This is a genomic window from Streptomyces sp. NPDC015130 (assembly GCF_043080005.1).
Lineage (GTDB): Bacteria > Actinomycetota > Actinomycetes > Streptomycetales > Streptomycetaceae > Streptomyces.
This window is the reverse complement of the sequence record NZ_JBIBVC010000017.1, coordinates 1-26,347: the sequence shown is the minus strand read 5'-3', so window position 1 is coordinate 26,347 and position 26,347 is coordinate 1. Positions and strand designations below refer to the sequence as shown.

At 72.8% G+C, this 26,347-nt stretch carries 28 protein-coding genes; 14 read left to right on the top strand and 14 right to left on the bottom strand.

The features are described from left to right. Nucleotides 1–966, bottom strand: coding sequence for an alpha/beta fold hydrolase (locus tag ACF08F_RS29245; RefSeq protein WP_392301527.1), 966 nt, complete (start codon nucleotides 964–966; stop codon nucleotides 1–3). Nucleotides 967–1,108: 142 nt separating this feature from the next. Here ACF08F_RS29245 and ACF08F_RS29240 point away from each other — a divergent pair, with 142 nt between their 5' ends. The 4 genes from ACF08F_RS29240 to ACF08F_RS29225 all read left to right on the top strand — a co-directional run bounded on the left by ACF08F_RS29240 (nucleotide 1,109) and on the right by ACF08F_RS29225 (nucleotide 2,963). Next, nucleotides 1,109–1,324, top strand: a complete 216-nt coding sequence (locus tag ACF08F_RS29240; protein WP_392301526.1) for a hypothetical protein — start codon at nucleotides 1,109–1,111, stop codon at nucleotides 1,322–1,324. 144 nt (nucleotides 1,325–1,468) lie between these two features. Next, complete coding sequence (locus ACF08F_RS29235) at nucleotides 1,469–2,128, top strand: TetR/AcrR family transcriptional regulator (RefSeq protein ID WP_189509503.1); 660 nt, start codon at nucleotides 1,469–1,471, stop codon at nucleotides 2,126–2,128. Nucleotides 2,129–2,251: 123 nt separating this feature from the next. Continuing rightward, nucleotides 2,252–2,479: a DUF3107 domain-containing protein gene (locus ACF08F_RS29230; protein ID WP_392301525.1), complete on the top strand. Its 228-nt coding sequence runs from the start codon at nucleotides 2,252–2,254 to the stop codon at nucleotides 2,477–2,479. 214 nt (nucleotides 2,480–2,693) lie between these two features. Next, on the top strand, nucleotides 2,694–2,963 hold the full coding sequence (locus ACF08F_RS29225; RefSeq protein WP_392301524.1) for a hypothetical protein: 270 nt from the start codon (nucleotides 2,694–2,696) through the stop codon (nucleotides 2,961–2,963). Nucleotides 2,964–2,996: 33 nt separating this feature from the next. On the opposite strand, the gene ACF08F_RS29220 is transcribed toward ACF08F_RS29225, so the two are convergent. Further along, nucleotides 2,997–3,719: a ferritin-like fold-containing protein gene (locus ACF08F_RS29220; protein ID WP_189509504.1), complete on the bottom strand. Its 723-nt coding sequence runs from the start codon at nucleotides 3,717–3,719 to the stop codon at nucleotides 2,997–2,999. 487 nt (nucleotides 3,720–4,206) lie between these two features. Between ACF08F_RS29220 and ACF08F_RS29215 the strand changes: the two genes are divergently transcribed. Both ACF08F_RS29215 and ACF08F_RS29210 read left to right on the top strand, forming a co-directional pair. Further along, entirely contained in the window at nucleotides 4,207–6,888 is a 2,682-nt protein-coding gene (locus ACF08F_RS29215) for a DEAD/DEAH box helicase (protein WP_392301523.1), read from the top strand. A 125-nt stretch (nucleotides 6,889–7,013) separates the two neighbouring features. Further along, nucleotides 7,014–7,904 (top strand): alpha/beta fold hydrolase, encoded by an 891-nt coding sequence (locus ACF08F_RS29210; RefSeq protein ID WP_392301522.1) that lies wholly within the window; start codon nucleotides 7,014–7,016, stop codon nucleotides 7,902–7,904. Nucleotides 7,905–7,977: 73 nt separating this feature from the next. Here the strand turns inward: ACF08F_RS29210 and ACF08F_RS29205 are convergent, their stop codons facing one another. Next, complete coding sequence (locus ACF08F_RS29205) at nucleotides 7,978–8,811, bottom strand: NYN domain-containing protein (protein ID WP_223835462.1); 834 nt, start codon at nucleotides 8,809–8,811, stop codon at nucleotides 7,978–7,980. A gap of 333 nt (nucleotides 8,812–9,144) precedes the next feature. Here ACF08F_RS29205 and ACF08F_RS29200 point away from each other — a divergent pair, with 333 nt between their 5' ends. Further along, entirely contained in the window at nucleotides 9,145–9,297 is a 153-nt protein-coding gene (locus tag ACF08F_RS29200) for a hypothetical protein (protein ID WP_392301521.1), read from the top strand. 101 nt (nucleotides 9,298–9,398) lie between these two features. On the opposite strand, the gene ACF08F_RS29195 is transcribed toward ACF08F_RS29200, so the two are convergent. From ACF08F_RS29195 to ACF08F_RS29180, 4 genes are all read right to left on the bottom strand, one after another. Continuing rightward, on the bottom strand, nucleotides 9,399–10,004 hold the full coding sequence (locus ACF08F_RS29195) for a MarC family protein (RefSeq protein WP_392301520.1): 606 nt from the start codon (nucleotides 10,002–10,004) through the stop codon (nucleotides 9,399–9,401). Nucleotides 10,005–10,509: 505 nt separating this feature from the next. After that, nucleotides 10,510–11,373: a PHP domain-containing protein gene (locus ACF08F_RS29190; protein ID WP_392301519.1), complete on the bottom strand. Its 864-nt coding sequence runs from the start codon at nucleotides 11,371–11,373 to the stop codon at nucleotides 10,510–10,512. A 96-nt stretch (nucleotides 11,374–11,469) separates the two neighbouring features. Then, on the bottom strand, nucleotides 11,470–12,108 hold the full coding sequence (locus ACF08F_RS29185; RefSeq protein WP_392301518.1) for a DUF6758 family protein: 639 nt from the start codon (nucleotides 12,106–12,108) through the stop codon (nucleotides 11,470–11,472). A 98-nt stretch (nucleotides 12,109–12,206) separates the two neighbouring features. Next, nucleotides 12,207–12,791 carry a suppressor of fused domain protein gene (locus tag ACF08F_RS29180; RefSeq protein ID WP_392301517.1) on the bottom strand — a complete coding sequence of 195 codons (585 nt, stop codon included), beginning with the start codon at nucleotides 12,789–12,791 and terminating at the stop codon, nucleotides 12,207–12,209. Between the two features lie 426 nt (nucleotides 12,792–13,217). On the opposite strand from ACF08F_RS29180, the gene ACF08F_RS29175 reads away from it, so the two are divergent. Together ACF08F_RS29175 and ACF08F_RS29170 are read left to right on the top strand one after the other, a co-directional pair. Further along, nucleotides 13,218–14,345 (top strand): magnesium and cobalt transport protein CorA, encoded by a 1,128-nt coding sequence (locus ACF08F_RS29175; protein WP_392301516.1) that lies wholly within the window; start codon nucleotides 13,218–13,220, stop codon nucleotides 14,343–14,345. 95 nt (nucleotides 14,346–14,440) lie between these two features. Then, on the top strand, nucleotides 14,441–14,947 hold the full coding sequence (locus ACF08F_RS29170) for a hypothetical protein (protein ID WP_392301515.1): 507 nt from the start codon (nucleotides 14,441–14,443) through the stop codon (nucleotides 14,945–14,947). A 17-nt stretch (nucleotides 14,948–14,964) separates the two neighbouring features. Here the strand turns inward: ACF08F_RS29170 and ACF08F_RS29165 are convergent, their stop codons facing one another. Next, the gene (locus ACF08F_RS29165) at nucleotides 14,965–15,723 is read right to left on the bottom strand and encodes a hypothetical protein (protein ID WP_392301514.1); all 759 of its coding nucleotides are present in this window, start codon (nucleotides 15,721–15,723) and stop codon (nucleotides 14,965–14,967) included. Nucleotides 15,724–16,024: 301 nt separating this feature from the next. On the opposite strand from ACF08F_RS29165, the gene ACF08F_RS29160 reads away from it, so the two are divergent. From ACF08F_RS29160 to ACF08F_RS29150, 3 genes are read left to right on the top strand one after another with little or no spacing between them, the layout of a single operon-like run. Continuing rightward, nucleotides 16,025–17,308 (top strand): magnesium transporter MgtE N-terminal domain-containing protein, encoded by a 1,284-nt coding sequence (locus ACF08F_RS29160; RefSeq protein ID WP_392301513.1) that lies wholly within the window; start codon nucleotides 16,025–16,027, stop codon nucleotides 17,306–17,308. Continuing rightward, entirely contained in the window at nucleotides 17,298–17,867 is a 570-nt protein-coding gene (locus tag ACF08F_RS29155) for a DUF1003 domain-containing protein (protein WP_392301512.1), read from the top strand. The genes ACF08F_RS29160 and ACF08F_RS29155 overlap by 11 nt, the downstream gene beginning before the upstream one ends. A gap of 44 nt (nucleotides 17,868–17,911) precedes the next feature. Beyond that, nucleotides 17,912–19,045: an Mrp/NBP35 family ATP-binding protein gene (locus tag ACF08F_RS29150; RefSeq protein ID WP_392301511.1), complete on the top strand. Its 1,134-nt coding sequence runs from the start codon at nucleotides 17,912–17,914 to the stop codon at nucleotides 19,043–19,045. 53 nt (nucleotides 19,046–19,098) lie between these two features. On the opposite strand, the gene ACF08F_RS29145 is transcribed toward ACF08F_RS29150, so the two are convergent. From ACF08F_RS29145 to sigE, 5 genes are all read right to left on the bottom strand, one after another. Continuing rightward, nucleotides 19,099–19,725 carry a hypothetical protein gene (locus ACF08F_RS29145; protein ID WP_392301510.1) on the bottom strand — a complete coding sequence of 209 codons (627 nt, stop codon included), beginning with the start codon at nucleotides 19,723–19,725 and terminating at the stop codon, nucleotides 19,099–19,101. Between the two features lie 74 nt (nucleotides 19,726–19,799). Next, nucleotides 19,800–20,243, bottom strand: a complete 444-nt coding sequence (locus tag ACF08F_RS29140; RefSeq protein ID WP_392301509.1) for a sec-independent translocase — start codon at nucleotides 20,241–20,243, stop codon at nucleotides 19,800–19,802. 91 nt (nucleotides 20,244–20,334) lie between these two features. After that, complete coding sequence (locus ACF08F_RS29135; RefSeq protein ID WP_392301508.1) at nucleotides 20,335–22,161, bottom strand: trypsin-like peptidase domain-containing protein; 1,827 nt, start codon at nucleotides 22,159–22,161, stop codon at nucleotides 20,335–20,337. Between the two features lie 76 nt (nucleotides 22,162–22,237). Next, nucleotides 22,238–23,179 carry a zf-HC2 domain-containing protein gene (locus ACF08F_RS29130; protein WP_392301507.1) on the bottom strand — a complete coding sequence of 314 codons (942 nt, stop codon included), beginning with the start codon at nucleotides 23,177–23,179 and terminating at the stop codon, nucleotides 22,238–22,240. Next, nucleotides 23,176–23,934 carry an RNA polymerase sigma factor SigE gene (gene sigE / locus ACF08F_RS29125; protein WP_125745465.1) on the bottom strand — a complete coding sequence of 253 codons (759 nt, stop codon included), beginning with the start codon at nucleotides 23,932–23,934 and terminating at the stop codon, nucleotides 23,176–23,178. Before sigE ends, ACF08F_RS29130 begins: the two co-directional genes overlap by 4 nt. Before the next feature lie 142 nt (nucleotides 23,935–24,076). On the opposite strand from sigE, the gene ACF08F_RS29120 reads away from it, so the two are divergent. Beyond that, a complete protein-coding gene (locus ACF08F_RS29120) occupies nucleotides 24,077–24,742 on the top strand; it encodes an O-methyltransferase (protein ID WP_392301506.1) in 666 nt (221 codons plus the stop codon). A 167-nt stretch (nucleotides 24,743–24,909) separates the two neighbouring features. On the opposite strand, the gene ACF08F_RS29115 is transcribed toward ACF08F_RS29120, so the two are convergent. Continuing rightward, entirely contained in the window at nucleotides 24,910–25,077 is a 168-nt protein-coding gene (locus ACF08F_RS29115) for a DUF3117 domain-containing protein (RefSeq protein WP_017239934.1), read from the bottom strand. Nucleotides 25,078–25,389: 312 nt separating this feature from the next. On the opposite strand from ACF08F_RS29115, the gene ACF08F_RS29110 reads away from it, so the two are divergent. Beyond that, a complete protein-coding gene (locus tag ACF08F_RS29110) occupies nucleotides 25,390–26,193 on the top strand; it encodes an enoyl-CoA hydratase/isomerase family protein (protein WP_392301505.1) in 804 nt (267 codons plus the stop codon). The last annotated feature ends 154 nt before the right edge of the window (nucleotides 26,194–26,347 follow it).

The following is a 26,347-nucleotide window of genomic DNA, read 5'->3' as shown; positions in this document are numbered from 1 at the left end:
TCAGCTCCCGCCGTGTTCGGCGATCAGTTCCCGCGCGGCCTGGGCGACCGTCTCGGGGTACTCCATCATCGCCACGTGTCCCGCCTCCGGCAGGGTCAGCAGGCGCGAGCCGCGGAAGGCGGCGGCCGCCTTCCGGGCCATCCGGTACGAGACGAGCTGGTCGCGCCCGCCGTAGACGAGCAGCGTCGGCGCGAGCACGCGCTCGGCCTGCCGCCACAGCCCGTGCTGCCCGCCGAGCGTGTAGGCGTCGACGATGCCGCGCGAGGAGCGGGCCATGGCGTCCCAGAAGTAGGGGAGCTCCAGGCGCCGCTCCATCTCCTCGACGGCGTGCAGGAAGCCCTCGTCGGTGACCCGGCCGGGGTCCCCGTAACAGAGCGAGAGGACGCCGCGGACGCGCTGCTCGGGCGTCCAGTCACGGGAGAGCTTCGCGAAGAGCGGGGCGACGCCGGGCACCGCGAGCAGCACGGTGGGCCATGCGGTGCGCTGGGCGCGCAGCTCGGGCAGGGCCGGGGAGATCAGCGTGAGCGTGCGGACCAGGTCGGGCCGGACGGCGGCGACGCGGGTGGCGACGGCGCCGCCCAGCGAGTTGCCGAAGAGGTGGACCGGGCCGCGCCCGCCGGCGTCCAGGAGCCGGATGACGGCCCGGGCGTGCCCGGTGACCGAGTAGTTGCCGTCGTCGGGCGGCGGCGAGTCGCCGAAGCCGGGCAGGTCGACCGCCTCGCCGTCGACCAGGTCCGCGAGCAGCGGCATGAGCGTCGACCAGTTCTGCGAGGAGCCGCCGAGGCCGTGCACGTACAGCGCGGGCGGCAGACCGGCCTTGACGCCGGGGCGGGCACGCACGGTGAGGGTGAGTCCGGGCAGGGCGACGGAGCGGAGCTCCTCGCCGTCTGCGACCCGTACGGGGCGGATCCGCGGCGCCTGCGGTGCGGCGGCGGTCCGGGTTTCCGGCAGCTCGGTCGAGGACATGGCCGCAATATTACGAGACGATCACGCGGGGGCGTGTGTGGGTGCCGTCACAAGTGCGTGTGCGGCGGGGCGCGTGTGCTCCTACGCTCGAAGTGAGGGCCATCGGAGAGGACCGCGGACCCCGCGCGCCGGAAGGAACCGCATGACTGTCGATCCGACCGAGCCGGACACATTCGCCGAGGAAGAGGTCGTCGTGCTCGACGAGGAAATCCCCGAGGCCGACGCGGCCGAGCAGCACACCGAACTGCAGCAGCGCGAGGACGAGCACCCCACGCATATCGAGCACGAGTCGGCGAACGAGGCCGACGCGTCCGATCAGGCGCGGGTCGTCACGCTCGACGAGGACGACTACCGCTGATTTGTTCGGTTTAATCTTGAATCGACTGTCGACCAGGGCGTCCGGTCCATGAAATTCTGCGTTCGCACCGCGCACAGCCGGGTTACCCAAAAGTACGATGGCGGCGCGGCGCGACAGCGCACGGATCGATTCTTGGGAGGCCGCGTGAGCGCCATCGAGCAGACAGAGGCAGCACGCCCTCGGGGCACGCGCCTGCCGCGACGTGCCCGACGGAACCAGCTGCTCGGCGCGGCCCAGGAGGTCTTCGTCGCCCAGGGGTACCACTCGGCCGCCATGGACGACATCGCCGAGCGGGCGGGCGTCAGCAAGCCGGTGCTCTACCAGCACTTCCCCGGAAAGCTGGAGCTCTACCTGGCCCTGCTCGACCAGCACTGCGAGGCCCTCCTCCTGGCGGTGCGCACCGCCCTGGCCTCCACCACGGACAACAAGCTCCGGGTCGCGGCGACGATGGACGCCTACTTCGCGTACGTCGAGGACGAGGGCGGCGCCTTCCGCCTGGTCTTCGAGTCCGATCTGACGAACGAGCCCGCCGTGCGCGAGCGCGTGGACCGGGTCAGCCTGCAGTGCGCCGAGGCGATCTCCGACGTCATCGCCGAGGACACCGGGCTCTCCAAGGACGAGTCGATGCTGCTGGCCGTGGGGCTCGGCGGCGTCTCCCAGGTCGTCGCCCGCTACTGGCTGTCCAGCGAGTCCAAGATCCCCCGCGACAAGGCCGTGGGCCTGCTGACCTCGCTCGCCTGGCGCGGTATCGCGGGCTTCCCGCTGCACCCGGTCGACGGCCAGCTGAGCGCCGAGGGCCACTGAGACGCGGGGCGTGTTCGCTCCTGGCGTGCCGCCGCTGACCCGTGCGCGTCCCCTCACCGGGCTAATGTGTGCAGCGTACGGCGCGGAAGTCGCGCAACGCTGACCGTTCGGAGGGACATAGCCGTGGAGGTCAAGATCGGCGTGCAGCACGCACCCCGGGAGATCGTTCTGGAGAGCGGGCAGTCCGCCGAGGAGGTGGAGCGCGCGGTGGCCGACGCTCTGGCCGGCAAGGTGCAGCTGCTCAGCCTCTCGGACGAGAAGGGCCGCAAGGTCCTCGTCCCGTCCGAGAAGATCGCGTACGTGGAGCTCGGCGAGCCCGCCGTGCGTCGGGTGGGCTTCGGCGCCCTCTGAGTCCCGGATCTACGGGAAAGGCCCGGTGGACCGTCACGGTCCACCGGGCCTTTCGTGTGCCCCGGCTCCACCCCGGCTCCCCCTCGACCCCACGGCCCGGCTCCGGCCGAACGGCCACGTCAGGCGGGTGGGGGGAGGATTGCCGTCCGGGCGCCGGGGGTAGGAGGGCTACGACCGCAACGCCCGCCCCGCAGCACCCGCGAGGTGATCCGCCGTGTTCCTGGAAGCCCTCGGTTCCGCTCTGCTCGGCTTCGCCCTGGCCTGGGCCGCCGTGCACCGGCTGGCCGACCGCCTCCCCTCCCGGGGGACCGTCCTCATGACCGGAGCGCTGGGCGGCGTCTTCGGCGCGCTCGTCACGCACGGGGCGCTGGGCCCCGGCCACTTCCTCGCCACCGTCATCGGTGCGGTGGCGATCACCGCGGTGCTGCTCTCGCTGCTGATCCGCCCGGCCTCGCGCCGGCTGCGGCGATCAGCGGCGGCGTGAGCAGCGCCGCGCGACCACGACGTACGAGAAGGCTTACGCGGCCAGGCCGAGCGCGGCCATGCGCTTGGTGTGGGCCTCGGTGATCCGGGAGAACATCCGGCCGACCTCGGCGAGGTCGAAGCCGTCCGCGACGCCGCCGACCAGCATCGTCGACAGCGCGTCGCGCTCGGCGACCACCCGCTGGGCCTGCGAGAGCGCCTCGCCCATCAGGCGGCGCGCCCAGAGGGCGAGCCGGCCGCCGACGCGGGGGTCGGCGTCGATCGCGGCGCGGACCTTCTCCACGGCGAAGTTGCCGTGGCCGGTGTCGTCGAGCACCGACAGGACGAGCCCGCGCGTGTCGGAGTCGAGCCGGGCCGCGACCTCACGGTAGAAGTCGCTGGCGATCGAGTCGCCGACGTACGCCTTGACGAGGCCCTCCAGCCAGTCCGAGGGCGCGGTCTGGCGGTGGAAGTCGTCGAGCGCCTTGGCGAAGGGCTCCATCGCGGTGGTCGGCTCGGCGTCCACGGCCGCGAGCCGGTCGCGCAGCTGCTCGAAGTGGTGGAACTCGGCGGCGGCCATCTTCGCCAGCTCCGCCTTGTCCGCGAGGGTCGGTGCCAGCTTGGCGTCCTCGGCGAGCCGCTCGAAGGCCGCCAGCTCTCCGTAGGCCAGCGCGCCGAGGAGGTCGATCACGGCGGCGCGGTACTGCGGCTCGGCGGATGCCGTGGCCCAGTCCTCGGCGGCGATCCCGGTCGGTGTGGCGTTGTCAGGCGTCTCCATGGAGCGCACAATAGCCCGCTCCCGCCGCCGGGAAGGCCCTGGTCAGTCAGTGTGACCGTGCCCTCATCACGTTTTCTCCCAACACACATGCGCGATTCCGGGGTACAGTGATAAAGCGCCTGCTGAGTATGCGGACATGCTTTCGCACGTTCGGACGTACACGGTAGGCCGACTCATGAATGAGGATGCCCGGTCGGTGGCCCGATCGGCTCCGGCCCGACAGCCCTTCCGGCGGACCCGCGGAGGGGTCACCTCAGCGGTACGACGCTCGAGCGACGGCAGTGGTCCCGTGCCACCTGGCCGGCTGTGATCTTCCCGATCCGGCGGCCTGTGTTCCGGCACGGTACGACCCCCAGCGTTCGCCTCGTACCGCGTCCACAGAAGAGGCAGCACCCTGACTACGACTTTCCGAGAGCTCGGAATCCTTAGCGAGACGGCCGAGGCCCTGGAGGCCGTCGGCATCGTCACCCCCTTCCCCATCCAGGAGATGACCCTTCCGGTCGCCCTCAGCGGCACCGACGTCATCGGCCAGGCCAAGACCGGCACGGGCAAGACCCTCGGTTTCGGCCTCCCCATCCTGGAGCGCGTCACCGTTCCCGCGGACGTCGAGGCCGGCCGGGCGAAGCCCGAACAGCTGACCGACGCCCCGCAGGCGCTCATCGTGGTCCCCACCCGTGAGCTCTGCCAGCAGGTCACCAACGACCTCCTCACCGCCGGCAAGGTGCGCAACGTCCGTGTGCTCGCCATCTACGGCGGCCGTGCGTACGAGCCTCAGGTCGAGGCGCTGAAGAAGGGCGTCGACGTCGTCGTCGGCACCCCCGGCCGTCTGCTCGACCTGGCCGGCCAGCGCAAGCTCGACCTGTCGCACGTCAAGGTCCTCGTCCTGGACGAGGCCGACGAGATGCTCGACCTGGGCTTCCTGCCCGACGTCGAGAAGATCATGAACATGCTTCCGGCGAAGCGCCAGACCATGCTGTTCTCGGCGACCATGCCGGGCGCGGTCATCGGCCTCGCCCGCCGCTACATGTCGCAGCCGACGCACATCCGCGCCACCTCGCCCGACGGCGAGGGCGCGACCGTCGCCAACATCAAGCAGCACGTCTACCGCGCGCACAACATGGACAAGCCGGAGATGGTCTCCCGCATCCTGCAGGCCAACGGCCGCGGACTCGCGATGATCTTCTGCCGTACGAAGCGCACGGCGGCCGACATCGCCGAGCAGCTGGAGCGGCGCGGCTTCGCGTCCGGCGCGGTCCACGGCGACCTGGGCCAGGGCGCCCGCGAGCAGGCGCTGCGCGCCTTCCGCAACGGCAAGGTGGACGTCCTCGTCTGCACCGACGTCGCCGCGCGCGGCATCGACGTCGAGGGCGTCACCCACGTCATCAACTACCAGTCGCCCGAGGACGAGAAGACCTTCCTCCACCGCGTGGGCCGCACCGGCCGCGCCGGTGCGAAGGGCACGGCCGTGACGCTGGTCGACTGGGACGACATCCCGCGCTGGCAGCTCATCAACAAGGCGCTGGAGCTGGACTTCCACGACCCGGTCGAGACGTACTCCTCGTCCCCGCACCTCTACGAGGAGCTGGACATCCCGGCGGGCACCAAGGGCATCCTGCCCCGCACCGAGCGGACCCGTGCGGGTCTGGGCGCGGAGGAGCTGGAGGACCTGGGCGAGCCCGGCGGACGCCGTGGCCGCGGCCCGAAGGCCGACCGGCCCGAGAAGACGGAGGAGCGTCCGGCGCGTACGCGGACCCCGCGTCAGCGTCGCCGCACCCGTGGCGGCAGCGAGCTCGGTGACGTCCAGGCGGCTCCGGCCGCCGCCGTGGCCGCCGCTCCGGCCGCCGCGGTCGAGGACGCCCCCGCCGAGTCCGCTCCGCGCACCCCGCGTCGCCGTCGCCGTACCCGTCCGGCCGGTGCCGGGATCGCGCAGGCCGTCCAGGCGGCTCCGGTGACCCAGGCCGCTCCGGTGACCCAGGCCGCTCCGGCTCCGGTGGAGGCTGAGACCGCCCCCGTGGCCCAGGCCGCTCCGGTCGTCGCCCCGGTCGAGGCCGCTCCGGCTCCCGTCGCCGAGGAGCCGCGCGCTCCCCGCCGCCGTGGCCGCGCCGCCCGCCCGGAGGCCGTGACGGCCGCGCCCGCCGCCCCGGCCCCCGCGCTCCAGGAGGCACCCCCGGCCCCGCGCCGTCGCCGTCCGCGCGTGCGGCCGGTCGAGGACACCGTCACCTTCCAGACGGTCGAGACCGCCGCGGCCGCCCTGCGGAACGCCCGGGTCGTCGAGGCCCCCGCCGCCCCGGTCGTCGAGGCCCCCGTGGAGGCCCCGGCGGAGCCGAAGAAGGCCCCCCGCCGCCGTACGGTCAAGAAGGCCGTCGCGGAGCCGGTCGTCGAGGCCGTCGCCGCTCCGGTGGCCGCCGCGGTGGCCGAGCCGGTCGTGGCCGTCGCCGAGGTCATGGCCGAGGTTCCCGCCCCGCGCCGTCGCCGCGTGGTCCGCAAGGCCACCAACGCCCCGGTGACCGTCGAGGCGCCGGTGGCCGAGGCCCCCGCCGTCGAGCCGGTCGTCGAGCCGGTCGTCGAGGAGGTCCCCAAGGCTCCGCGCGCCCGTCGCACCGCTCGCCGGCCCGCCGGATCCCCGGTCAACGCCGAGGTCACGGCGACCGAGATCGTCGTCGAGACCGTCGCGGCCCCGGTCGTCGAGGAGGCCCCCAAGGCTCCCCGCGCCCGCCGCACCGCTCGCCGGCCCGCGGGCGCCCCGGTCACGACCGAGGCCCCGGTGGCCGAGGCCGTCGCCGAGCCGGTCGCGGCCCCCGTGGCCGTCGAGCCGGCGGCAGAGCCGGTCGTCGAGGAGGCCCCCAAGGCCGCCAAGGCCCCGCGTGCCCGCCGTACGACCAAGAAGGCCGCGGCCGCCGAGGTCGTCGCCGAGGCCGCTCCGGTGGCCGAGCCGGTCGCCGAGGAGGCCCCGAAGGCTCCGCGCCGCCGTACGACGAAGAAGGCCGCCGTCGCCGCCGAGGCGCCCGACGCCTCGGAGCCGCAGAAGCCGACGCGTCGCCGTACGACGAAGAAGGCAGCCGCTGCCGTCGAGGCCCCGGCCGCCGACGCCCCGGCCGCCGAGGAGGCCCCGAAGGCTCCGCGCCGCCGCACCACGAAGAAGGCGGCGGCGGCCCAGCCCGAGAGCTGATCCCGCCCCGTCCCGCCCGTGCGGCCCGGTCCCTCCCCAGGGACCGGGCCGCACGGCCTTTCCCGCCGGCCACCGGGCCCCGGTCCCCCGCGTGCGCCCTCCGCTCCCGCCGTTACAGTCCAGATATGAGCAAGCCCCGTTCCCTCGTACTGCCGCCCCGCACCCGTGCCCACCGTCTGGTGACCGCGCGGGGCGACTTCGCCGTCCTCGACACGGCACCCGAGGGCGAGCGGCGCGGGACGGTGCTGCTGCTGCCCGGGTACACCGGCAGCAAGGAGGACTTCCTGGCGCTGCTCGGGCCACTGGGCGAGGCCGGCTACCGCGCGGTGGCGGTGGACGGGCGGGGCCAGCACGAGACCCCGGGCCCGCGCGGCCGGGCGGCCTACCGCCGCAGGGCGCTCGCGCTCGACGTGGTCGCGCAGGCCGCCGCTCTCGGGGACGGGCCGGTCCATCTGCTCGGCCACTCGTTCGGCGGCCTCGTCGCCCGCGCCGCGGCCTCGCTCGCACCCCGCGCGTTCCGCTCGCTCACCCTGCTCTCCTCGGGTCCCGGCCGGGTCGCGCGCCCGCAGCGGATCCGGGTCCGGGTGCTGCGGGGCTCGCTGGCGCTGCTCCCGAAGGAACGGGTCTGGCGGGCCACGCGCTGGCTGGACAGCCGGGGCGAGGAACCGGACGCGGTGGACGCGCCTGAGCTCGTGGAGTTCCTGCGGCGGCGCTGGATGCGGACCCGGATCGCCCAGCTCGCGGGCACCGGCCGGCTGCTCCTGAGCGACCCGGACGGCACGCCGGAGCTGCTCGGACTCCAGGTGCCGCTGCACATCGCGTACGGGGCGGACGAGATGGTCTGGCCCCCGGCGGAGCTGGCCGCGGCGGCGGCCCGCACCGGCGCGCACCACACGGTGGTCGAGGGCGCGGGCCACTCGCCGAACGTCTCGCACCCGCGCGAACTGGCGGACCGGCTCACCGCCTTCTGGGAGCGGGTGGCCGCCCACGCGGAGGCCGGTGCGGCGGCTTCCTGACCGGCCGTGCCAGAACGCGTCCTCGGTACGCGTCCTCGGGGCCGCGCGGGGCCACGACCTTCGGTACGCGTCCTCAGTACTGCGTCTTGAGGTGCTGCCAGAAGCCGTCGCGCAGGGCGCGCCGCAGGGACGCGTGACCGCGCAGGGAGCGGCTGAGCAGGCGTTCCGCCTCGACGAGCAGGTCCTGGTCGACGGGGCCCGGGAGGTAGGGGGCGCCGGGCAGGAGCTCGGCGAGCCGGTCCCGGCCGCGCTCGGCGAGCCAGGTCGCGGCGATCTGGGCGCCGACGAAGCGGACCTCCTCGCGGGAGGGCGGCGGCTCGCCCTCGTTCTCGTACGTCGTGACGGGGCGGCGGGTGACGTACGGCCGGCAGAAGTCGAGCTCGAACGTGCGCTGGCTGTCGACCTCCCAGAGGAGTGCCTCGGCCTGGTTGCGGCCCTCGGCGGCCTCGATGCCCCAGAGGTGGACGCGGGCGCCGTAGCCCTGCGCGGCCTCGACGGCCGAGACGAGGTCCTCGTCGCCGCCGACGAGGGCGGCGTCGCTGATGGCGCGGTGGCGGGCGAGGGACTCCAGATCGGTGCGGATCAGGGAGTCGACGCCCTTCTGCTGGTTGTTGGCGTTGAGGTTGCCGAGGCGCACCTTGACGTCGGGCAGCTCGGCGATGGCCTGCTGCTCGGGGGTGTGGATCCGGCGCCGGGCGCCGTCGTACCAGTAGACGCGGAGCAGTCTGCTGTCCGCGAAGATCGTGCGGGCCTTGTCGATGAAGGCCTCGATCAGGCCCTCGGCGTCGAGGTCGAAGGAGCGCCGGTCCTCGGTGCCGGTCACCAGCAACCCGGCCGCAGCATGGACGTAACCCGCGTCGACGAAGATGGCGTGGGTGGACGGGGTCTTGGCCACCTCGGCCAGCATCCGCCGGAGGAGGTCGTTGGTGCGCTCCACCCGGGCTTCGATGGCGCTCAGGCGGGCCTCAAGCGCATGGGTGTCCAATGCCCGGGCGTCGCCGGGTGCGGCGGTCGGTGCGTCGGCGGACGGCTCGGCGGGTGCGGCGGTGGTCTCTGCGTCGTTCATACGGGGCTCATTCTCCGCCGCCGGGGGCTCTGCCGCCACACCCCCTACCCGCCAGTAGTTAGCCAGCCGAAAATTTTCTTTAGCGTAGGGAATGTTTTCCCTCTACACATCGTTGGACCCGTACGTAACGCAGTTCTCCATCAGGAGGATCAACTCAGACGAAGGGAGAAGCCCATGCGCTTCGAAATCCTGCGCCTCGACGACATCGACGGCACGCCCGTCGACAGCACGGTCGTGGACGCCGCCTCCGTCAATCGGATCGTGCAGCAGGCCGCCGCGATCGGCCAGCGCATCTGGATCCGCCCCGCCGAGACCACGGCCTCGTAACAGGCCGGGTCCACCCCACGCACCGCGCCCCCGCACGGACTTCGCAGCAGCGGAATCCGTACGGGGGCGCAGTGGTGTCCGGAGACGCCCGGATCGGCCGGTCAGGACCCCTGGACGACCTGGGTGACGCCGTTGATGATCTGCTGCACCGCGATGGCGGAGAGCATCATGCCGGCGAGGCGCGTCACCAGGACCACGCCGCCGTCCTTGATGACCCGGATGATCACCAGCGAGTAGCGCATGGTCAGCCAGAGCACGACGTGCATGGCGACGATGGCCGCCCAGACGGAGACCTGCGAGGCGACGCTGTCGGCGTGCTGCACGGCGAGGATGACCGAGACGATCGCACCCGGCCCGGCGAGCAGCGGCATGCCGAGCGGCACCAGGGCGACGTTCACGTCCTTGGTCTGCTTCGGCTCGTCGGTCTTGCCGGTGAGCAGGTCGAGCGCGATCAGCAGCAGGAGCAGACCGCCCGCGATCATCAGCGCGGGGACGGAGACGTGCAGGTAGTCCAGGATCTGCTGCCCGAGCAGACCGAAGACCGTGATGACACCGAAGGCCACGGCGACGGCCTGCCAGGCCATGCGGCGCTGGACCTTGGCCGGACGGCCGGAGGTCAGGGCGAGGAAGATCGGCGTGATCCCGGGGGGATCCATGATCACGAAGAGGGTCAGGAACAGCGAGCCGAAGACGGCGACGTCGAACACGGTGGGGTGCCTTGCGGGAGAGGTCGAACGGTGGGGTGGGGGTCACCACTGTCGGAATGTGGAGTTCCGGCAGCGGGCCGACGCGGGTACGTCCCCCCGCGCGGCGCGGAGCCGTGCGGGGTGACGTGGACGGGTGACGGGTGGGGGCTGCCCGGGGCCCTGGCGGGGCCCGAGGCCGGGCCCGGACGCCGGTCCGGGGACCGGTTCGGGCCGTGTGACTCCGCCGCCCTGGCGGGGCTGACGCGGATGCGGGTACGCCGCCCTGGCGGGGCTGACGCTGGGTGCGTGTACGTACGCCGCCCTGGCGGGGCTGACGCGAGTGGCGGTGCGCCGCCCTGGCGGGGCTGACGCGGATGCGGGTCGTGGTGACCGTCCCGGCCGACAGGCCGACTCGAGCACCTCGGCCCGGACGGCCGACGACGGCCGTGGGAGGCCGTGAACCGTGACCTGGCGGTCCGGCGACCGCCGGCCTCAGGCCTCGCTCCCTCGGGTCGGCCCCGAAGGGCTAGGCGGCGGCTCCCCCCGTGCCGGGGACCGCGAAGGCCCCTGTGGCACGGCGGATGATCTCGCCGTAGATCTCGGGGTCGGTGGTGCAGTCGCCGGGGCGACAGGTCTTGCGGCTGCCGTGGTAGTCGCTGGAGCCCGTGACCAGCAGCCCGAGCTCCTTCGCGAGCCCGCGCAGCCGTGCGCGCGTCGCCTCGTCGTGGTCCATGTGGTCGACCTCGATGCCGTCGAGTCCGGCGTCGGCGAGCCGGGCTATCGCGCTCTCCGGCACGACCTCGCCGCGCTTGACGGCGAGCGGGTGCGCGAAGACCGTGACGCCTCCGGCGGCCTTGACCAGGCGGATCGCCTCGAACGGGTCCAGCTCGTGCTTCCCGACGTACGCCCGGCCGCCGTCGGCGAGCCAGTCGGGCGTGAACGCCCCGGAGACGTCCGGGACGACCCCGAGCTCGACGAGCGCCTCGGCGACGTGCGGGCGGCCGACGGAGCCGTCACCGGCGATCCGGGCGACCTGCTCCCAGGTGACGGGGACGCCGAGCTCCTGGAGCTTGCCGACCATGGCGCGGGCGCGCGGCACGCGGTCGTCGCGGACGAGCTCGCGCTCGGCGAGGAGCGCGGGTTCCTCGGGGTCGAAGAGGTACGCGAGCATGTGCAGGCCGACGCCGTCGAGGCGGCAGGAGAGCTCGGCGCCGGGGACGAGGGTCAGTCCCTCGGGCAGCGCGCCGATCGCCTCGGCGTGGCCGCGGGTGGTGTCGTGGTCCGTCAGCGCGACGACGTCGAGCCCGGCCGCGGCCGCGTTCCTGACGAGTTCGGCCGGCGAGTCCGTGCCGTCGGAGGCCGTGGAGTGGGTGTGCAGATCGATGCGCACGACGCGGTACTCCAGGGGCTCGGCACGGACGAGGGACGCTTCAGCATAACGGGCGAATCGAACGGCCTTGTACGGATCCGGTCCCCCGGTCGCCCGTTACTTCAGCAGCCTCGGGGTGAGCGCGCCGCACGGCAGGAGCTCGACCTCGGCACCCGCGTCCCGCAGGTCCGTCAGGACCAGCTCGTCGTACATCAGGAGGCCGGACTGCTCGGGCCAGACGATCGCCCACAGCCAGAGGCCGCGCGCCTCCCCCGCGAAGACCGCCCGGTCCTGCGGGGTGCCGGTGACGTGCCACAGCGGGGTGGGGCGGCCGGCGGCGAGGACCTTCGCCTGGGGCGGCTTGTCGATGGCCATGCCGGAGCCGGGATCGAGGCCGTCGATGCCGGCGTACCGCGCGCCGAGTCCCACGCCGAGCTCCTCGGCGACCAGGAGCAGTTCGCCGATGCCGCCGAGCGGCCCGGGGCCCGAGCAGGCGACGGCGGTCGCGCGTCCGCCGCTGCGGTCGTCGCCCGCGTACGCGACACCGGTGAAGAGCCAGCCGACGGGCAGGGGCCACGGCATCCACACCGGGACGTGGGACCGGTGCACGACGACACCGAGGGCCTCGACGCTGGGTGGGATGACGGGCTGGAGCGGGTGCACCGAGCCGTGCACGTCACACTGCCAGGAGTCGGAGAAGAGACCGGGCGCTCTGACCCTGCCACCGCACTTCGGACAACTGGGTTCGCCCCTCATAGGGCTCAACGGTCCTACCCCCGGGGCCCCGCGTCAAGGACGGCCCGCGGACGATCACCCGTCCGGCCCGGGCCCTTCACCCGCCGCGCCGCCCGGCCTCAGTCCAGGGCCACGGACCCGCGCAGCGGATCGCGCAGGTCGGTCCCCCGGGCCAGCCAGCGCTCCTCCAGCGCCTGCGCCCCGTGCACCCGCTTCCACGCCGCCTCGTTCGGGGTCATCGGGAGCAGCGGCAGGAAGCGGACCGGGTCGAGCGGCTCGTCCAGTTCCAGGTCCTCCACGAGGCCGCCGGACCCGGCGACCAGGACCGAGCTGAAGGAGGCGCCCGGCCAGAGGGGCTCGCCCACGTCGAGCGAGGCGCCGGGGGCCACGACCACGCCCTCGACCTGCGGCGTGGAGGCGAGCACGGCGAGCGGGCGCAGCACCTTGTCGGTGTCGGCGAGGCCGGCCCGTACGGTGAGGACGAGCTCCGCGCGCGGGCCCTTCACGGGGTCGGCGAGGGCGGCGGTCGGGTCGGCCATCGGCGAGGCGGACATCCCGAGGGTCGCGTACCGCACGAGGTCGCCGTCGATGAAGCGGAGCACCTCGATCCGATCGGTGCCGAGGAAGGTCACCGCGGCCCGCGCGTCCGGTTCGCCGAGTGCCGTCCGCAGCCGGGCCTCGACCAGAGCAAGAACTTCTCCCATGCGTCGAGCATAAAGCGCGTATGGAACGGGCAAAGTCAGGGATTGACCCTCTGTCGGCTGATAGTCTTGGCCGCTGGTCGGGAGTCACGAACTCCTGATTACTCGTCACACGTCATCCCTCACGGGGGACCGGCCGGAGGAGGTGGGGCTGCGATGGACCGAAGTCGGTCGGGCAGTACCAGTCGCTCTTCCGCCCCGCACCCGAGCCCGGTGCGCTTCTCCCTCCGGTGACCCCAGGTCCCGTTGGGACCTGCCTTCTCCGGCATCTCGCACGACGGAAGAGCATTTCGCCTTTGCCTGTCTGTAGCGAACGCCGTCACCGCGATCCCCCGGTGCCGCCCGCTTTGTGGACGACGTAGCTCCACGTCCCCATTCCGGGCTGTGCCACGCATCGCGCCGACGGCCTCTCCGTGAAGGAGCATGCCCATGTCGATGATCCGTGACCTGCGCGCCGCCGTCCGGCCGAGCCTGCGGCACAGCCTGCGCAAGACCCCCACCACGTACACCGCGTACGACCCGACCCGCGACCACTCGGCCTCCAGCGCCGTCGTCGACTGCGCCGTCTACCGCGACGGGCGCCGGGTCGAGGACCGCGCCTGCCTCACGCCCCGCGGCGCGATGAGCCAGGTCCGCGAGAGCGGCGGCTTCGCCTGGATCGGGCTCCACGAGCCGACCGAGGCCGAATTCGCCGGTATCGCCGCCGAGTTCGGGCTGCACCCGCTCGCCGTCGAGGACGCCGTCCACGCCCACCAGCGGCCCAAGCTGGAGCGGTACGACGACACGCTCTTCACCGTCTTCAAGACGATCCACTACGTCGAGCACGCCGAGCTCACCGCGACCAGCGAGGTCGTCGAGACCGGCGAGGTCATGTGCTTCACCGGCCCCGACTTCGTCATCACGGTCCGGCACGGAGGCCAGGGCTCCCTGCGCAACCTCCGCCACCGCCTCCAGGGCGAGCCCGAGCTCCTCGCCAAAGGGCCCTCGGCCGTCCTGCACGCCATCGCCGACCACGTCGTCGACGGCTACATCGCGGTCGCCGACGCCGTCGAGCTGGACATCGACCAGCTGGAGATCGACGTCTTCTCGCCGAGCGCCAAAGGCTCCACCCGCGGCACGGACACGGGCCGCATCTACCAGCTCAAGCGTGAGGTACTGGAGTTCAAGCGGGCCGTCACACCGCTCCTGCGTCCGCTGACCCTGCTCAGCGAGCGCCCGATGCGCCTGGTCGACCCCGACATCCAGAAGTACTTCCGGGACGTCGCCGACCACCTCGCCCGCGTCCAGGAGCAGGTCGTCGGCTTCGACGAGCTCCTCAACTCGATCCTCCAGGCCAACCTCGCGCAGGCGACCGTCGCGCAGAACGAGGACATGCGCAAGATCACCTCGTGGGCGGCGATCGTCGCCGTCCCCACGGCGGTCTGCGGCGTCTACGGCATGAACTTCGACCACATGCCGGAGCTGCACTGGAAGTACGGCTACCCGATGGTGCTCACCGGCATCATCGTGGTCTGCTTCAGCATCCACCGCATGCTCAAGCGCAACGGCTGGCTGTAGGACCTGTCCGGTCGATCAGGGTCGGCACGACCGCCGCGGCCCCGGCCATGATCGACCGGACAGGTCCTGGCGGGGCTCCCGCTAGGCTTCGCGCCATGACTGAAGAGCTGCTCGGGTCCGCCCTCGTCGAGGAGGCCACCAAGAAGTCCGGCCTCGTCTGGGTGCGCGGGACCGGTCCCGCCCGCGCGCTCTGGCACGTCTGGCACGACGGCGCCGCGCACGTCGTCGGCGACGGCCCCGGCGAGCAGCCCCTGCCGGGCCTGACGGACGGCGGGACGGCCGAGGTCACGGTCCGCAGCAAGGACAAGGGCGGGCGGCTCGTCGCCTGGACGGCCGCCGTGCGCGAGCTGTCCCCCGGTTCCGAGGAGTGGGACGCCGCGGTCGCCGAGCTGAAGGGCAAGCGGCTGAACGCCCACGACGGCGAGGCGATGACGGGGCGCTGGGCGCGCGAGTGCCGCGTGCTGCGGCTCGACCCCCGCGCCTCGACGACGGAGCTGCCGGACGGCTCCCTGGCCGCCGTACCGCTGCCCTCGGAGGCCACGACCCGGCGCCCGGTGCCGGCGGCGCTCCCGAAGCTGCTGTTCCGCAAGCGCCGCACGTAGAGGACTCCGGACACCCTCTACGTGCGCGGCAGCTGCTTGCCGTAGTCGAGGGTCTCCTCCTTGGACGGCTCCGCGAGCGGGAAGTCCTTGTTCCACTCGGAGAGCACGACGATGCCCGCTCCCCCGCCCCGCGCGAACTGCAGCGGGTACGGGGAGCCCTCCAGGGCCACGTCGAGCGTGCCGCCCTCGCCCTCGGCGCCGCCCTTGACCTTGATCGTGCGGACCCCGCCGATCTGGTCGCGGTCGCCCTTGACCTTGTCCCCGTGCAGGCCGATCAGCCCGCCGAGGAGCACGTCCATGTCGGTGAAGCCGCGGAACTGCTTGTACGAGGGGTCGCCCTGCGGCACCTTCACGTACTTGTCGTCGAGCTTGTCGGCGGCCTCGCTGTCGGCCTCGGAGGGCTCCTCGGTCGCCTTGTCGTCGTGCGCCCAGAAGTCCGCGTCCGCCTTCAGGTAGAGCGCGTCACCGATCCGCAGCAGCTCGAAGGTGCTGTTCTTCGTCGTCACCGAGCCGGCGGCGCCGTCCTGCTTGAGCCGCATGTTGAGCTTGAAGGTGCCGCCCTTGCTGACGAGGGTGCCGGACAGCCGTACCGCCTTCGCCGCGTCCGCCGCGGTCTGCGCCTCCTGCTCGATCTCGGGCGCGGAGAGCCGGCCCACCCCGTTGGTCCCCTCGTCCGGATCGGCGCCGCAGGCGGTGAGTCCGACCGTCAGCCCGGCGCAGAGCGCCAGGGGCGCGACGGCCCTGCGGATACGCGACGACGGGGTACGAACGGCCATCAGCGCTGCCTCTCGTGTCGTGGGGGGGGAGTACGCCGGGCCGTGGGCCCGTTCGGGAGTGCCGCCGGACGGCCGCGGGCCGGGTCGGCGGAATGGCCGGGTCCGGTGCCAGGGTCCAGGAGGGGGGACGGCAGACCGCAGCGTACCCGGGCCGGGTGACGGGCCCCGCAGGCAGCCGTACGGAGTCCTTGCCGGAGCGGGTCGGAACGGCACGGGCTAGCCTGAACCAGGCAAAGCCCCGCGAGAAGCGGCAAAGCTCTTGCCACGACTCGAATCGTGCGGCACCGAGGAGGCGCGTGGCATGGCGGCAGGCGCCCCCCGGATCTTCGTCTCCCACCTGGCGGGGGTCCCCGTCTTCGACCCCGTCGGCGACCAGGTCGGCCGGGTCAGCGACCTCGTGGCCATGCTCCGCGTCGGCCGCAGGCCGCCCCGGCTGCTCGGCATGGTCGTGGAGGTGCTGAGCCGCCGCCGCGTCTTCGTCCCCATGACCCGCATCACGGGCGTCGAGTCCGGCCAGGTCATCACCACGGGCGTGGTCAACATGCGCCGCTTCGAGCAGCGGCCCACCGAGCGGCTCGTCCTCGGCGAGCTCCTCGACCGGCGCGTCCGGCTCGTGGGGCCCGACGGGCAGGAGGGCGAGGAGGTCACCGTCCTCGACGTCGCCATCCAGCAGCTGCCGGCCCGCCGCGACTGGGAGATCGACAAGGTCTTCGTCCGCAAGGGCAAGGGCGGGGTCCTGAGCCGCAAGGGCGAGACGCTCACCGTCGAGTGGTCGGCCGTCACCGGCTTCTCCCTGGAGGAGGAGGGACAGGGCGCGGAGAGCCTCGTCGCCACCTTCGAGAAGCTGCGCCCCGCCGACCTCGCCAACGTCCTGCACCACCTCTCCCCCAAGCGGCGCGCCGAGGTGGCCGCCGCCCTCGACGACGACCGGCTCGCCGACGTCCTCGAAGAGCTGCCGGAGGACGACCAGATCGAGATCCTCGGCAAGCTGAAGGAGGAACGGGCCGCCGACGTCCTGGAGGCGATGGACCCGGACGACGCGGCCGACCTGCTGTCCGAGCTGCCGGAGGAGGACCAGGAACGGCTCCTCACCCTGATGCAGCCGGACGACGCCGCCGATGTGCGCCGGCTCCTGTCGTACGAGGAGCGCACGGCCGGCGGTCTGATGACGACCGAGCCGATCGTGCTGCGGCCGGACGCCACGGTCGCGGACGCGCTGGCCCGGGTGCGCCAGCAGGACCTGTCGCCGGCGCTCGCCGCGCAGGTGTACGTGTGCCGGCCGCCGGACGAGACGCCGACCGGGAAGTACCTGGGCACGGTGCACTTCCAGCGGCTGCTGCGGGACCCGCCGTTCACGCTGGTCAGTTCGCTCGTGGACAGCGATCTGCCGCCGCTGGGTCCCGACACCCCGCTGCCCGCCGTCACGAGCTACCTCGCCGCGTACAACATGGTCGCCGCGCCCGTCGTGGACGAGAGCGGGTCGCTGCTCGGCGCGGTCACCGTCGACGACGTGCTCGACCACCTGCTGCCGGACGACTGGCGGGAGACCGAGTTCCACGAGGAGGGCAGCGCGCATGGCCGCTGAGCGGGGGCAGGAGCGGGAGCGGGACCGGGACCGGGAGCGCCCCATGTCCCGCATCCGGCTCGACCTGCCGCGCGAGCGCCGGGCCAGGTTCCTGCCGGAGTACGACCCGGAGGCCTTCGGGCGGCTGTCGGAGCGGATCGCCCGCTTCCTGGGGACGGGGCGGTTCCTGGTCTGGATGACCCTGACGGTCGTCGTCTGGATCGGGTGGAACGTCTTCGCGCCCGCGTCGCTGAAGTTCGACGAGTACCCCTTCATCTTCCTGACGCTCGCGCTGTCCCTCCAGGCCTCGTACGCGGCCCCGCTGATCCTGCTCGCGCAGAACCGGCAGGACGACCGGGACCGGGTCAACCTCGAACAGGACCGGAAGCAGAACGAGCGGTCGATCGCGGACACCGAGTACCTGACCCGGGAGATCGCGGCGCTCCGCATGGGCCTCGGCGAGGTGGCGACGCGCGACTGGATCCGCTCGGAGCTCCAGGACCTGATCAAGGAGCTGGAGGAGCGCCGGGATCTATTCCCGTCGGGCGAAGGACACGGAAGTGACGTACCCGACCGTTGACAGCCCTTTCATGGGCCGGTGGTCGGCGCCGTACCATCGTCGGTATGGCTATGGAAGACGCGGTGCTCGAAGCACTGGCGACGGTGAACGACCCCGAGATCAACAAACCGATCACTGAGCTCGGCATGGTCAAGTCGGTGGAGATCGAACCGGACGGCAAGGTCGCCGTCACGGTCTACCTGACCGTCTCCGGCTGCCCGATGCGGGACACCATCACGCAGCGCGTGACCGAGGCCGTCTCCCGGGTGGAGGGCGTCACGGGTGTCGACGTCACGCTCGACGTGATGAGCGACGAGCAGCGCAAGGAGCTGGCGGCGGCGCTGCGCGGGACCGGCGCGGAGCGCGAGGTGCCGTTCGCGAAGCCGGGCTCGCTGACCCGGGTGTACGCGGTCGCCTCCGGCAAGGGCGGGGTCGGCAAGTCCTCCGTCACCGTGAACCTGGCCGCGGCGATGGCCGCCGACGGTCTGAAGGTCGGCGTCGTCGACGCCGACATCTACGGCCACAGTGTGCCGCGGATGCTGGGCGCGGACGGCCGTCCGACCCAGGTCGAGAACATGATCATGCCGCCGTCCGCGAACGGCGTGAAGGTCATCTCCATCGGGATGTTCACCCCGGGCAACGCCCCGGTGGTGTGGCGCGGCCCGATGCTGCACCGCGCGCTCCAGCAGTTCCTCGCGGACGTGTACTGGGGCGACCTGGACGTCCTCCTGCTCGACCTGCCGCCGGGCACGGGCGACATCGCGATCTCGGTCGCGCAGCTCGTGCCGAACGCGGAGATCCTGGTCGTGACGACCCCGCAGCAGGCCGCCGCCGAGGTCGCCGAGCGGGCCGGTTCGATCGCCGTGCAGACGCACCAGAAGATCGTCGGCGTCGTCGAGAACATGGCGGGGCTGCCCTGCCCGCACTGCGACGAGATGGTCGACGTCTTCGGCACGGGCGGCGGCCAGAAGGTCGCCGACGGCCTGACCCAGACCACGGGCGCGACCGTCCCCGTCCTCGGCTCGATCCCGATCGACGTGCGGCTGCGCGAGGGCGGCGACGACGGCAAGCCGGTCGTCCTGTCCGACCCGGACTCCCCGGCGGGCGCGGCCCTGCGCGCCATCGCGGGCAAGCTGGGCGGCCGCCAGCGCGGCCTCTCGGGCATGAGCCTGGGCATCACCCCGCGCAACAAGTTCTGACGTACGGCATGACGAAGGGGCGCCCCCGGCGGGGGCGCCCCTTCGTCATGCCGTCAGGCGTACGTCTCCAGGTCCTTGATCTGCGAGAACCCGAGCCCGTACGCGCTCATCCCCCGCCCGTACGCCCCGAGGTGCACCCCCGCGGCCGAACCGGCCAGCACCCAGCCGAACTCCGACTCGCGGTAGTGGAAGGGCATCGGGACCCCGTCCACGGGCAGCGACAACGTCGACCAGGCGGGCCCGTCGAGGTCGTCGGCGAGCTCGAAGGCCGTCTCCGTCTGCTGGTCCAGCCAGTTGTCGCGCATCCCGTGGTCCAGCGAGGCCGGCCAGGTGTGCACCAGGAGCCCCGAGCCGGCCAGCCAGGCGGCGGAGGAGACCGTGGTGGCGTCGAGGACGCCCGTCCCGTCCCCGGTCCGCCGGACGGGGGACGCGGCCACGGTCACGACGACGGCGAACCGCTCCTTCTCCGCCGCGGTCGCGTCCGACTTTATCGACGGCGTGTCACCGTGCCCGGTCGACCCGTGCTGGACGCTGCCGTCCGCCGCGGTGCCGACCTGCATCAGCCAGCGCGGCCCGGTGAACGCCTCGTCGAGGCCGTACCAGGCGAAGGGTGCCCGCAGGTATCCCTCGGGGGTACGCCGGGCCGTCGGTACGCCCTCCACCCGACTCGTGGTCTCCAACTCGGCCGCCTCCTCGTTCCGTCAACAGAGGGAGGATAGCCACCAGGACGCGTCGGGTCGGTGACAGCCCGTCGTCAGGTCGCGTCGGAGTCGTACGGAGGACGCTCACCGGTGTCCGGCTTGTCCTGCTTCTTGAGGAGGTCCGGAGTGGCGGCGGCCGCGCTGCCGTTGACCGCCGCGGGCGCGGCCGCCCGGCCGTGGACCGCGTCGGCGACGTCGGTCATCTCCTTCTTGAGGTCGAACGAGCCGCGCAGTTCCTTGAGCTCCTTGAGGTCCTCGTTCCCCTCCAGCTGCTTGCGGAGGAACGTCTTCGGGTTGAGGTCCTCGAACTCGAAGTCCTTGAACTCCGGTCCCAGCTCGCTGCGGATGTCCTCCTTCGCGCTGTCCGAGAAGTCACGTACCTTCCGGATGAAGCGCGAGACGTCCTGGATGACCTTCGGGAGCTTGTCAGGCCCGAAGACGAGCACGGCGAGGACCACGAGGGCCACCAGCTCGAGTGCGCCTATGTCGCTGAACACCTAGTAGCTCCTTCACGCCGGTCCAGGGCCCGGTCCACGGTACCCGCCGAAACTGCCGGACGGGTACCTCCCGGTGTCCGCCGCACGTCACTCACGTGCCCTGCGAGGAACCGAGGGTCAACGTCTTGGTCAGCTCTTTGCCGTCACGGGTCAGGGTGAGCCGCAGTTCGTCACCGGGGCGGTGGGCGCGGATCTTCACGATCAGCTCCTCGCCGTTGTGCACGCGCTGGCCGTCGACCTTGGTGATGACGTCGCCGGGACGGAGGCCCGCCGTGGCGGCCGGCCCGCCCGGGGTGACGGAGGCGGCGCCGTCCTTGCCCTTCTCGCCGACCCGCGCGCCGTCGCCGTTGAACTGCATGTCGAGGCTCACACCGATGACGGGGTGGGTGGCCTTGCCGGTGTTGATGAGCTCCTCGGCCACCCGCTTGCCCTGGTTGATCGGTATGGCGAAGCCGAGGCCGATGGAGCCGGGCTGGCCGGCGCTGTCGCCGTCGCCGTCACCGGAGCCGCCGGCGGCGCGGATCGCGCTGTTGATGCCGATGACCCGGCCCTTGGAGTCGAGCAGCGGGCCGCCCGAGTTGCCGGGGTTGATGGGGGCGTCGGTCTGGAGGGCGTCGACGTAGCTGATGTCGGTGCCGTCGCCCTTCTCTCCGCCGGCGGTGATCGGGCGCTCCTTGGCGCTGATGATCCCGGAGGTCACGGTGTTGGAGAGGTCGAAGGGGGCGCCGATGGCGACGACGGGGTCGCCGACCCGGACGTTGTCGGAGTTGCCGAGGGGCAGCGCCTTGAGGCCGGAGACGCCGGTGACCTGGACGACGGCCAGGTCGTAGCCGGTGTCCTTGCCGACGATCTTGGCGCGGGCGGTCTCGCCGCTGGCGAAGGTCACGGTGATGTCCCCGGAGGACTCGGCCGCGTCGACCACGTGGTTGTTGGTGAGGATGTGGCCCTTGGTGTCCAGGACGAAGCCGGTGCCGGTGCCGGAGGAGCCGCCGCCGCTGACGTGCAGGGTGACGACGCCGGGCAGCGCGGCGGCGGCGATCCCGGCCACGCTCTCGGGGGCGCGGTCGGTGTCCCCACCGTCGGCCTGGGGCAGCTCGACCGTGGTGAGTCCGCCGTTCCGCTCGACGTAGGCGCCGATGCCGCCGCCGATGACACCGGTGACGAGGGCGAAGACCAGGGCTCCGGCGAGCGCGAGGCCCTTCCGGGACTTCTTCACGGGCGCGGGCACGAGCCCGACGCCGCCGACGGCCCCGCCCCAGGGGTCGTACTGCATCCACGGGGCGTTCCCGCCCTGCTGCGGCGGTACGGGGGGCACGGCGGCCTGCCGCGGGGGCGCCGGGTGCACGGGGCCCTGCGGCTGCGCCTGGGGCGGTACGGGGGCCTGGGGCGGCACGGAGGCCGCCGGGTGCTGCACGGGCGGCGCGGGCGCCCACGGGCCGGGCTCGCCGTAGGGCGGCGTCCGGTACTCGTCGGGCGCGTGAAGGGGCTGGGGAGCGGGCTGGGCGGCCGGCCCGGGGGCGGCCGGGGGAACGTCGGCGACGAGCGCCTCGGTCACGGGCGCGTCGGCGACGGGCGCGTCGGCGGCGGGTGCTCCGGCGAGGGGCGCGTCGGTCGGCTCACCCTTCGTCAGCAGGACGGCGGGCGCGGTCGCGGGCTCGGCAGCTGTCGCGGGCCCGGTCACGGCAGCGGGCCCGGTCACGGCCTCGACTGCGGACTCGGCCGCGGGCTCGGTCACGGCCTCGACCCCTGACTCGGTCGCGGGCTCGGTGCTCGCGGCCCCCGGCCCGGCCTCCGCCGGCGGCTGGGGCGCGGGCAGGGGGAAGTCACCGTCGCCGTCGGCCGGGGGCGGCGAGGATATCCGCGCCGCCTCCGGTGCCGTCGAAGGCCGGCTCCACCAGTTCGGCTTCCCGTCGTTCATGCTCTCCCCGCAACCCGCTGACCCGTCCGCGCCCCTGGCTCGGGCGCCCCTGTCCCTGGATTCAACCAGGTCAGGGTCAGCGGTGGGAGCCGAGCGGTGCGTTCGTCGGGCTCGCCGCCGGGCTGGGACCGGGGGCGAAGGCCAGATCGAGGGCCGGACCCGTCGGTCGTATGAACGGCGAGAGGGCGAGGAACGACTGCATGGCCTGGTTCTGGAGGCGCACGGCCACCAGCGGAGCCTTGCCCGAGCGCACCGCGTCCGGCGGCACCGCGCCCAGGGGAACCGTGCCCCCGGGAGCCCGTGGGGTGACGGTGCGGGCCGCGAGCGGCGCGAGCGGGGTGAGGGGCTCCTCGGCGACGGACTGGGCGCCCGAACGCTCCCCGGACCGCGTGCCGCGGGTGGCACCGGTGGTGCCCGCGGCGCCGCCGGTGGCCGTGGCGCGCAGCGGCGTGACCGCGCTGCCCGTGCCCTGGCCGCCGCGTCCGCTCGCGCTCACCGAGGTCTCGACGGGCAGCGTGCCGCCGAGGGCGATCGCCGCGAACGAGACCGCGCTGGCCGCCGCGAAGGCGAAGCGCCGGCCGCGCCCGGACGTGCCGGAGGCGCGGTCGCCGACCTCGTGGATCCGGAAGCCGGTGGCGGGGTGCGGGGAGTTCGGGGTGACGACCGCCGCGGTGGCGAAGCCGTCGGACTTGAGCGCCGCCGCGCCGAGCAGTTCTTCGAGGGGCCCTCGCGAGGCCCCGGGCCCGCCGGAGCCGCCCGAAGGCTCACCTGGTCCCCCGGGGAGCCCCTGGAGCCTGGCGAGGAAGCCGGCCGAGGGCGGCGGGGGCGCCGCGGAGGCGAAGACGCTCTTGACGGTGCGCTGCGCGTCGGCCTCGGCCTTGCAGCGCGGACAGGTCGCGAGGTGTGCGAGCACCCGCTCGCGGGCGTCGTGGCCGAGCTCGCCGTCGACGAGCGCCGCCAGCCGGTCCCCGAGGTGGTGCTCCGCGGGGGTCGGCGACGTGGGACGTGTGCCGCTCACGCTGTCCCTGCCTCCCATCCGACGGAGGCGAGGGCACGCTCCGCCCGGGCCTCGGGCGAGCGGTGCTTGAGCGCCTTGCGCAGATGGGAGCGACCGCGGTGGATCCGGCTGCGGACGGTGCCGAGCTTCACGCCGAGGGTCGCGGCGATCTCCTCGTACGACAGTCCTTCGATGTCGCAGAGGACGACCGCGGCGCGGAACTCGGGCGCGAGGGTGTCGAGGGCCTGCTGCACGTCGGCGTCGAAGTGGGTGTCGTTGAACACCTGCTGCGGCGAGGGCTCCCGGCTGGGGAGCCGCTCGGCGGCGTCGTCGGCGAGCGCGTCGAAGCGGATGCGCTGCTTGCGGCGGACCATGTCGAGGAAGAGATTGGTGGTGATGCGGTGGAGCCAGCCCTCGAAGGTGCCCGGCGTGTACGTCGACAGCGAGCGGAAGACGCGGACGAAGACCTCCTGGGTGAGGTCCTCGGCGTCGTGCTGGTTGCCGGTGAGGCGGTAGGCGAGGCGGTAGACCCGGCCACTGTGCGTGCTGACGATCTCCTCCCAGGTGGGCGGAGTCCACGCCTGCGATTCCGCGTCCGATGCGAAGGTCGCGGTGGTGGGAGCGGAGTCGGTGGTGCGGATTCGGTCAGCGGTGTCGGTCACGGATTTCGGCTCACCCGCCGACCTGAGAAGACGCCGAAGCACTCCTCCCCGATCCACAGGCGCAGCCGCACCTCCCCTGTCGGCTCTGGTGGTGTCCAGTGGAGCCCCTACCATAGCCACCTCGCCCGTTAGCTCCGGATAAGAATCTTTACGCGAATTTGGAACCGGGTCGCCCGGCTGTCGCGGGTCGCGTCCCGCCTCCGGTGAACGTGCGGTCCCATCTGCGGGTTCCCGCTGACAGCGGATACAGTCACCGTTGCGTCAACTACGGGGACAGGAGAGGGCCATTACCGCCAACCGGCAGACGGGCTGGTCGTTCGCCGACGCCTTCGTCGCCGAGGACGAAGCTCTGCGCTGGGCCCGGGAGCGGGCCCGGGAGGCAGGGCTGCCCTCGGTGTCGCCGGGCACCGGCGGCGCGCTGCGCCTGCTCGCGGCGACGGCGGACGCCAAGGCGGTGGCGGAGATCGGTACCGGCACGGGAGTGTCGGGCATCTACCTGCTGCTGGGGATGCGGCCGGACGGGGTCCTGACGACGGTGGACCTCCAGCCGGAGCACCAGCAGTTCGCGAAGACGGCGTTCCGCGCGGCGGGCTTCGCCGGCAACCGGGCCCGGTTCATCCCCGGCCGCGCGCTCGACGTGCTGCCCCGGCTCGCGGACGGCGGGTACGACCTCGTCTTCTGCGACGGCGACCGGCTGGAGTACCTGGACTACCTCGCTGAATCGTTGCGCCTGCTGCGACCTGGGGGTCTCGTCTGCTTCGAGGGGGTCTTCGCGGACGGCCGGACGGTCGACTCGGCGGCCCAGCCGGCGGAGGTCCTGCGGGTGCGCGAGCTGCTGCGCACGGTGCGGGAGAGCCAGGAGCTGCTGCCCTCGCTGCTGCCGGTGGGCGACGGCCTCCTCTGCGCCGTACGCCGAGGCTGACCGCCCCGGCCCGCTCCTCCTGCCGCGGCTGACCACGCGGCCCGCTCTTCCTCCCTCCGGACACACCCTCCCCGGACGCGGACACACCTTCCTTCCCCGGACACACCACTGCCCCGGCACGGTGGACACCGTCCCGGGGCAGTGGCGAGGAATCGTCGAGGGTCAGGTCAGCCGACGACCTTCTTCAGGGCGTCGCCCAGCGCCTCGGCCTCACCCGGGGTCAGCTCGACGACAAGCCGACCGCCGCCTTCGAGCGGAACGCGCATGACGATGCCCCGCCCCTCCTTGGTCACCTCGAGCGGGCCGTCACCCGTCCGCGGCTTCATGGCCGCCATGCTTGTTCCCCTTCCTGAAACCAGCTCATCGTCAGCCGGGCAGCTCTTTGATGCGGAGCACGCTTCACCGGCTTCGAACACATTGCTTCCAGGTCATTATCCCGCATCGCAGGACCCGATGACCAACATCGATCTGCATCGCTTGCGCAACGCGCTCTCTCAAAACCCCATATTTCGGCGATCCGGCTGCGATACTGCGCCGCCCCGGATCGCGCCGACGGCCAGATTTCTTTGACGCAGCTCACATGTGCGGTGCGGGTGATCTCCGCCATGCTGGGCAGGTCAACCACGCAAAGAGGCGAAGGGAACCCCATGGCCGACACGGTGCTGTACGAGGTGAGCGACGGGCTCGCCACCATCACGCTCAACCGGCCCGAGGCCATGAACGCGATGAACGTGGCGGCGAAGGTCGCGCTCCGGGAGGCCGCGGAAACGGCCGCGGCGGACACCGCCGTACGGGCCGTCCTGCTCACCGCGGCGGGCGACCGGGCGTTCTGTGTGGGCCAGGACCTCAAGGAGCACGTGGGTCTGCTCATGGCGGACCGGGAGTCCGGCACGCGCGAGACCATGAACACGGTGCGCGACCACTACAACCCGATCGTGAAGGCCCTGACGGGCATGCGGAAGCCGGTCGTGGCCGGCGTGAACGGCGTCGCGGCGGGCGCGGGCTTCGGTTTCGCGCTCGCGGCGGACTACCGGGTCGTCGCGGACACGGCCGCCTTCAACACGTCCTTCGCGGGCGTCGCGCTCACCTCGGACTCGGGCATGTCCTGGACGCTGCCCCGGCTGATCGGCGCGAGCCGGGCCTCCGACCTGCTGCTCTTCCCGCGCTCGATCAGCGCCCAGGAGGCGTACGAGCTCGGCATCGCGAACCGTCTGGTCCCGGCCGCCGACCTCGCCGCCGAGGCCGCGAAGGTCGCCCGCGCCCTCGCGGAGGGCCCGACGGTGGCCTACGCGGCGCTCAAGGAGTCCCTGGCCTACGGCGCGGACCACTCGCTGGCCGAGTCCCTGGAGAAGGAGGACGAGCTCCAGTCCCTCGCGGGCGCCTCGGAGGACCACACGATCGCGGTCAGCGCCTTCATCGCCAAGGAGAAGCCGAAGTACCTGGGCCGCTAGGTCCTGTCGTCACACTCCCGTCGTCCGCCCGCAGGGCAGGCGGGAGTTCGACGACAGGGCCTAGGTGTATTGATCACGAGCGTTGTTGACACTGGTCTGGTCTTGAACATGGCGAAGACCTCCGGTGTGGTGGGAGCTGTCTAGGAACTCACCG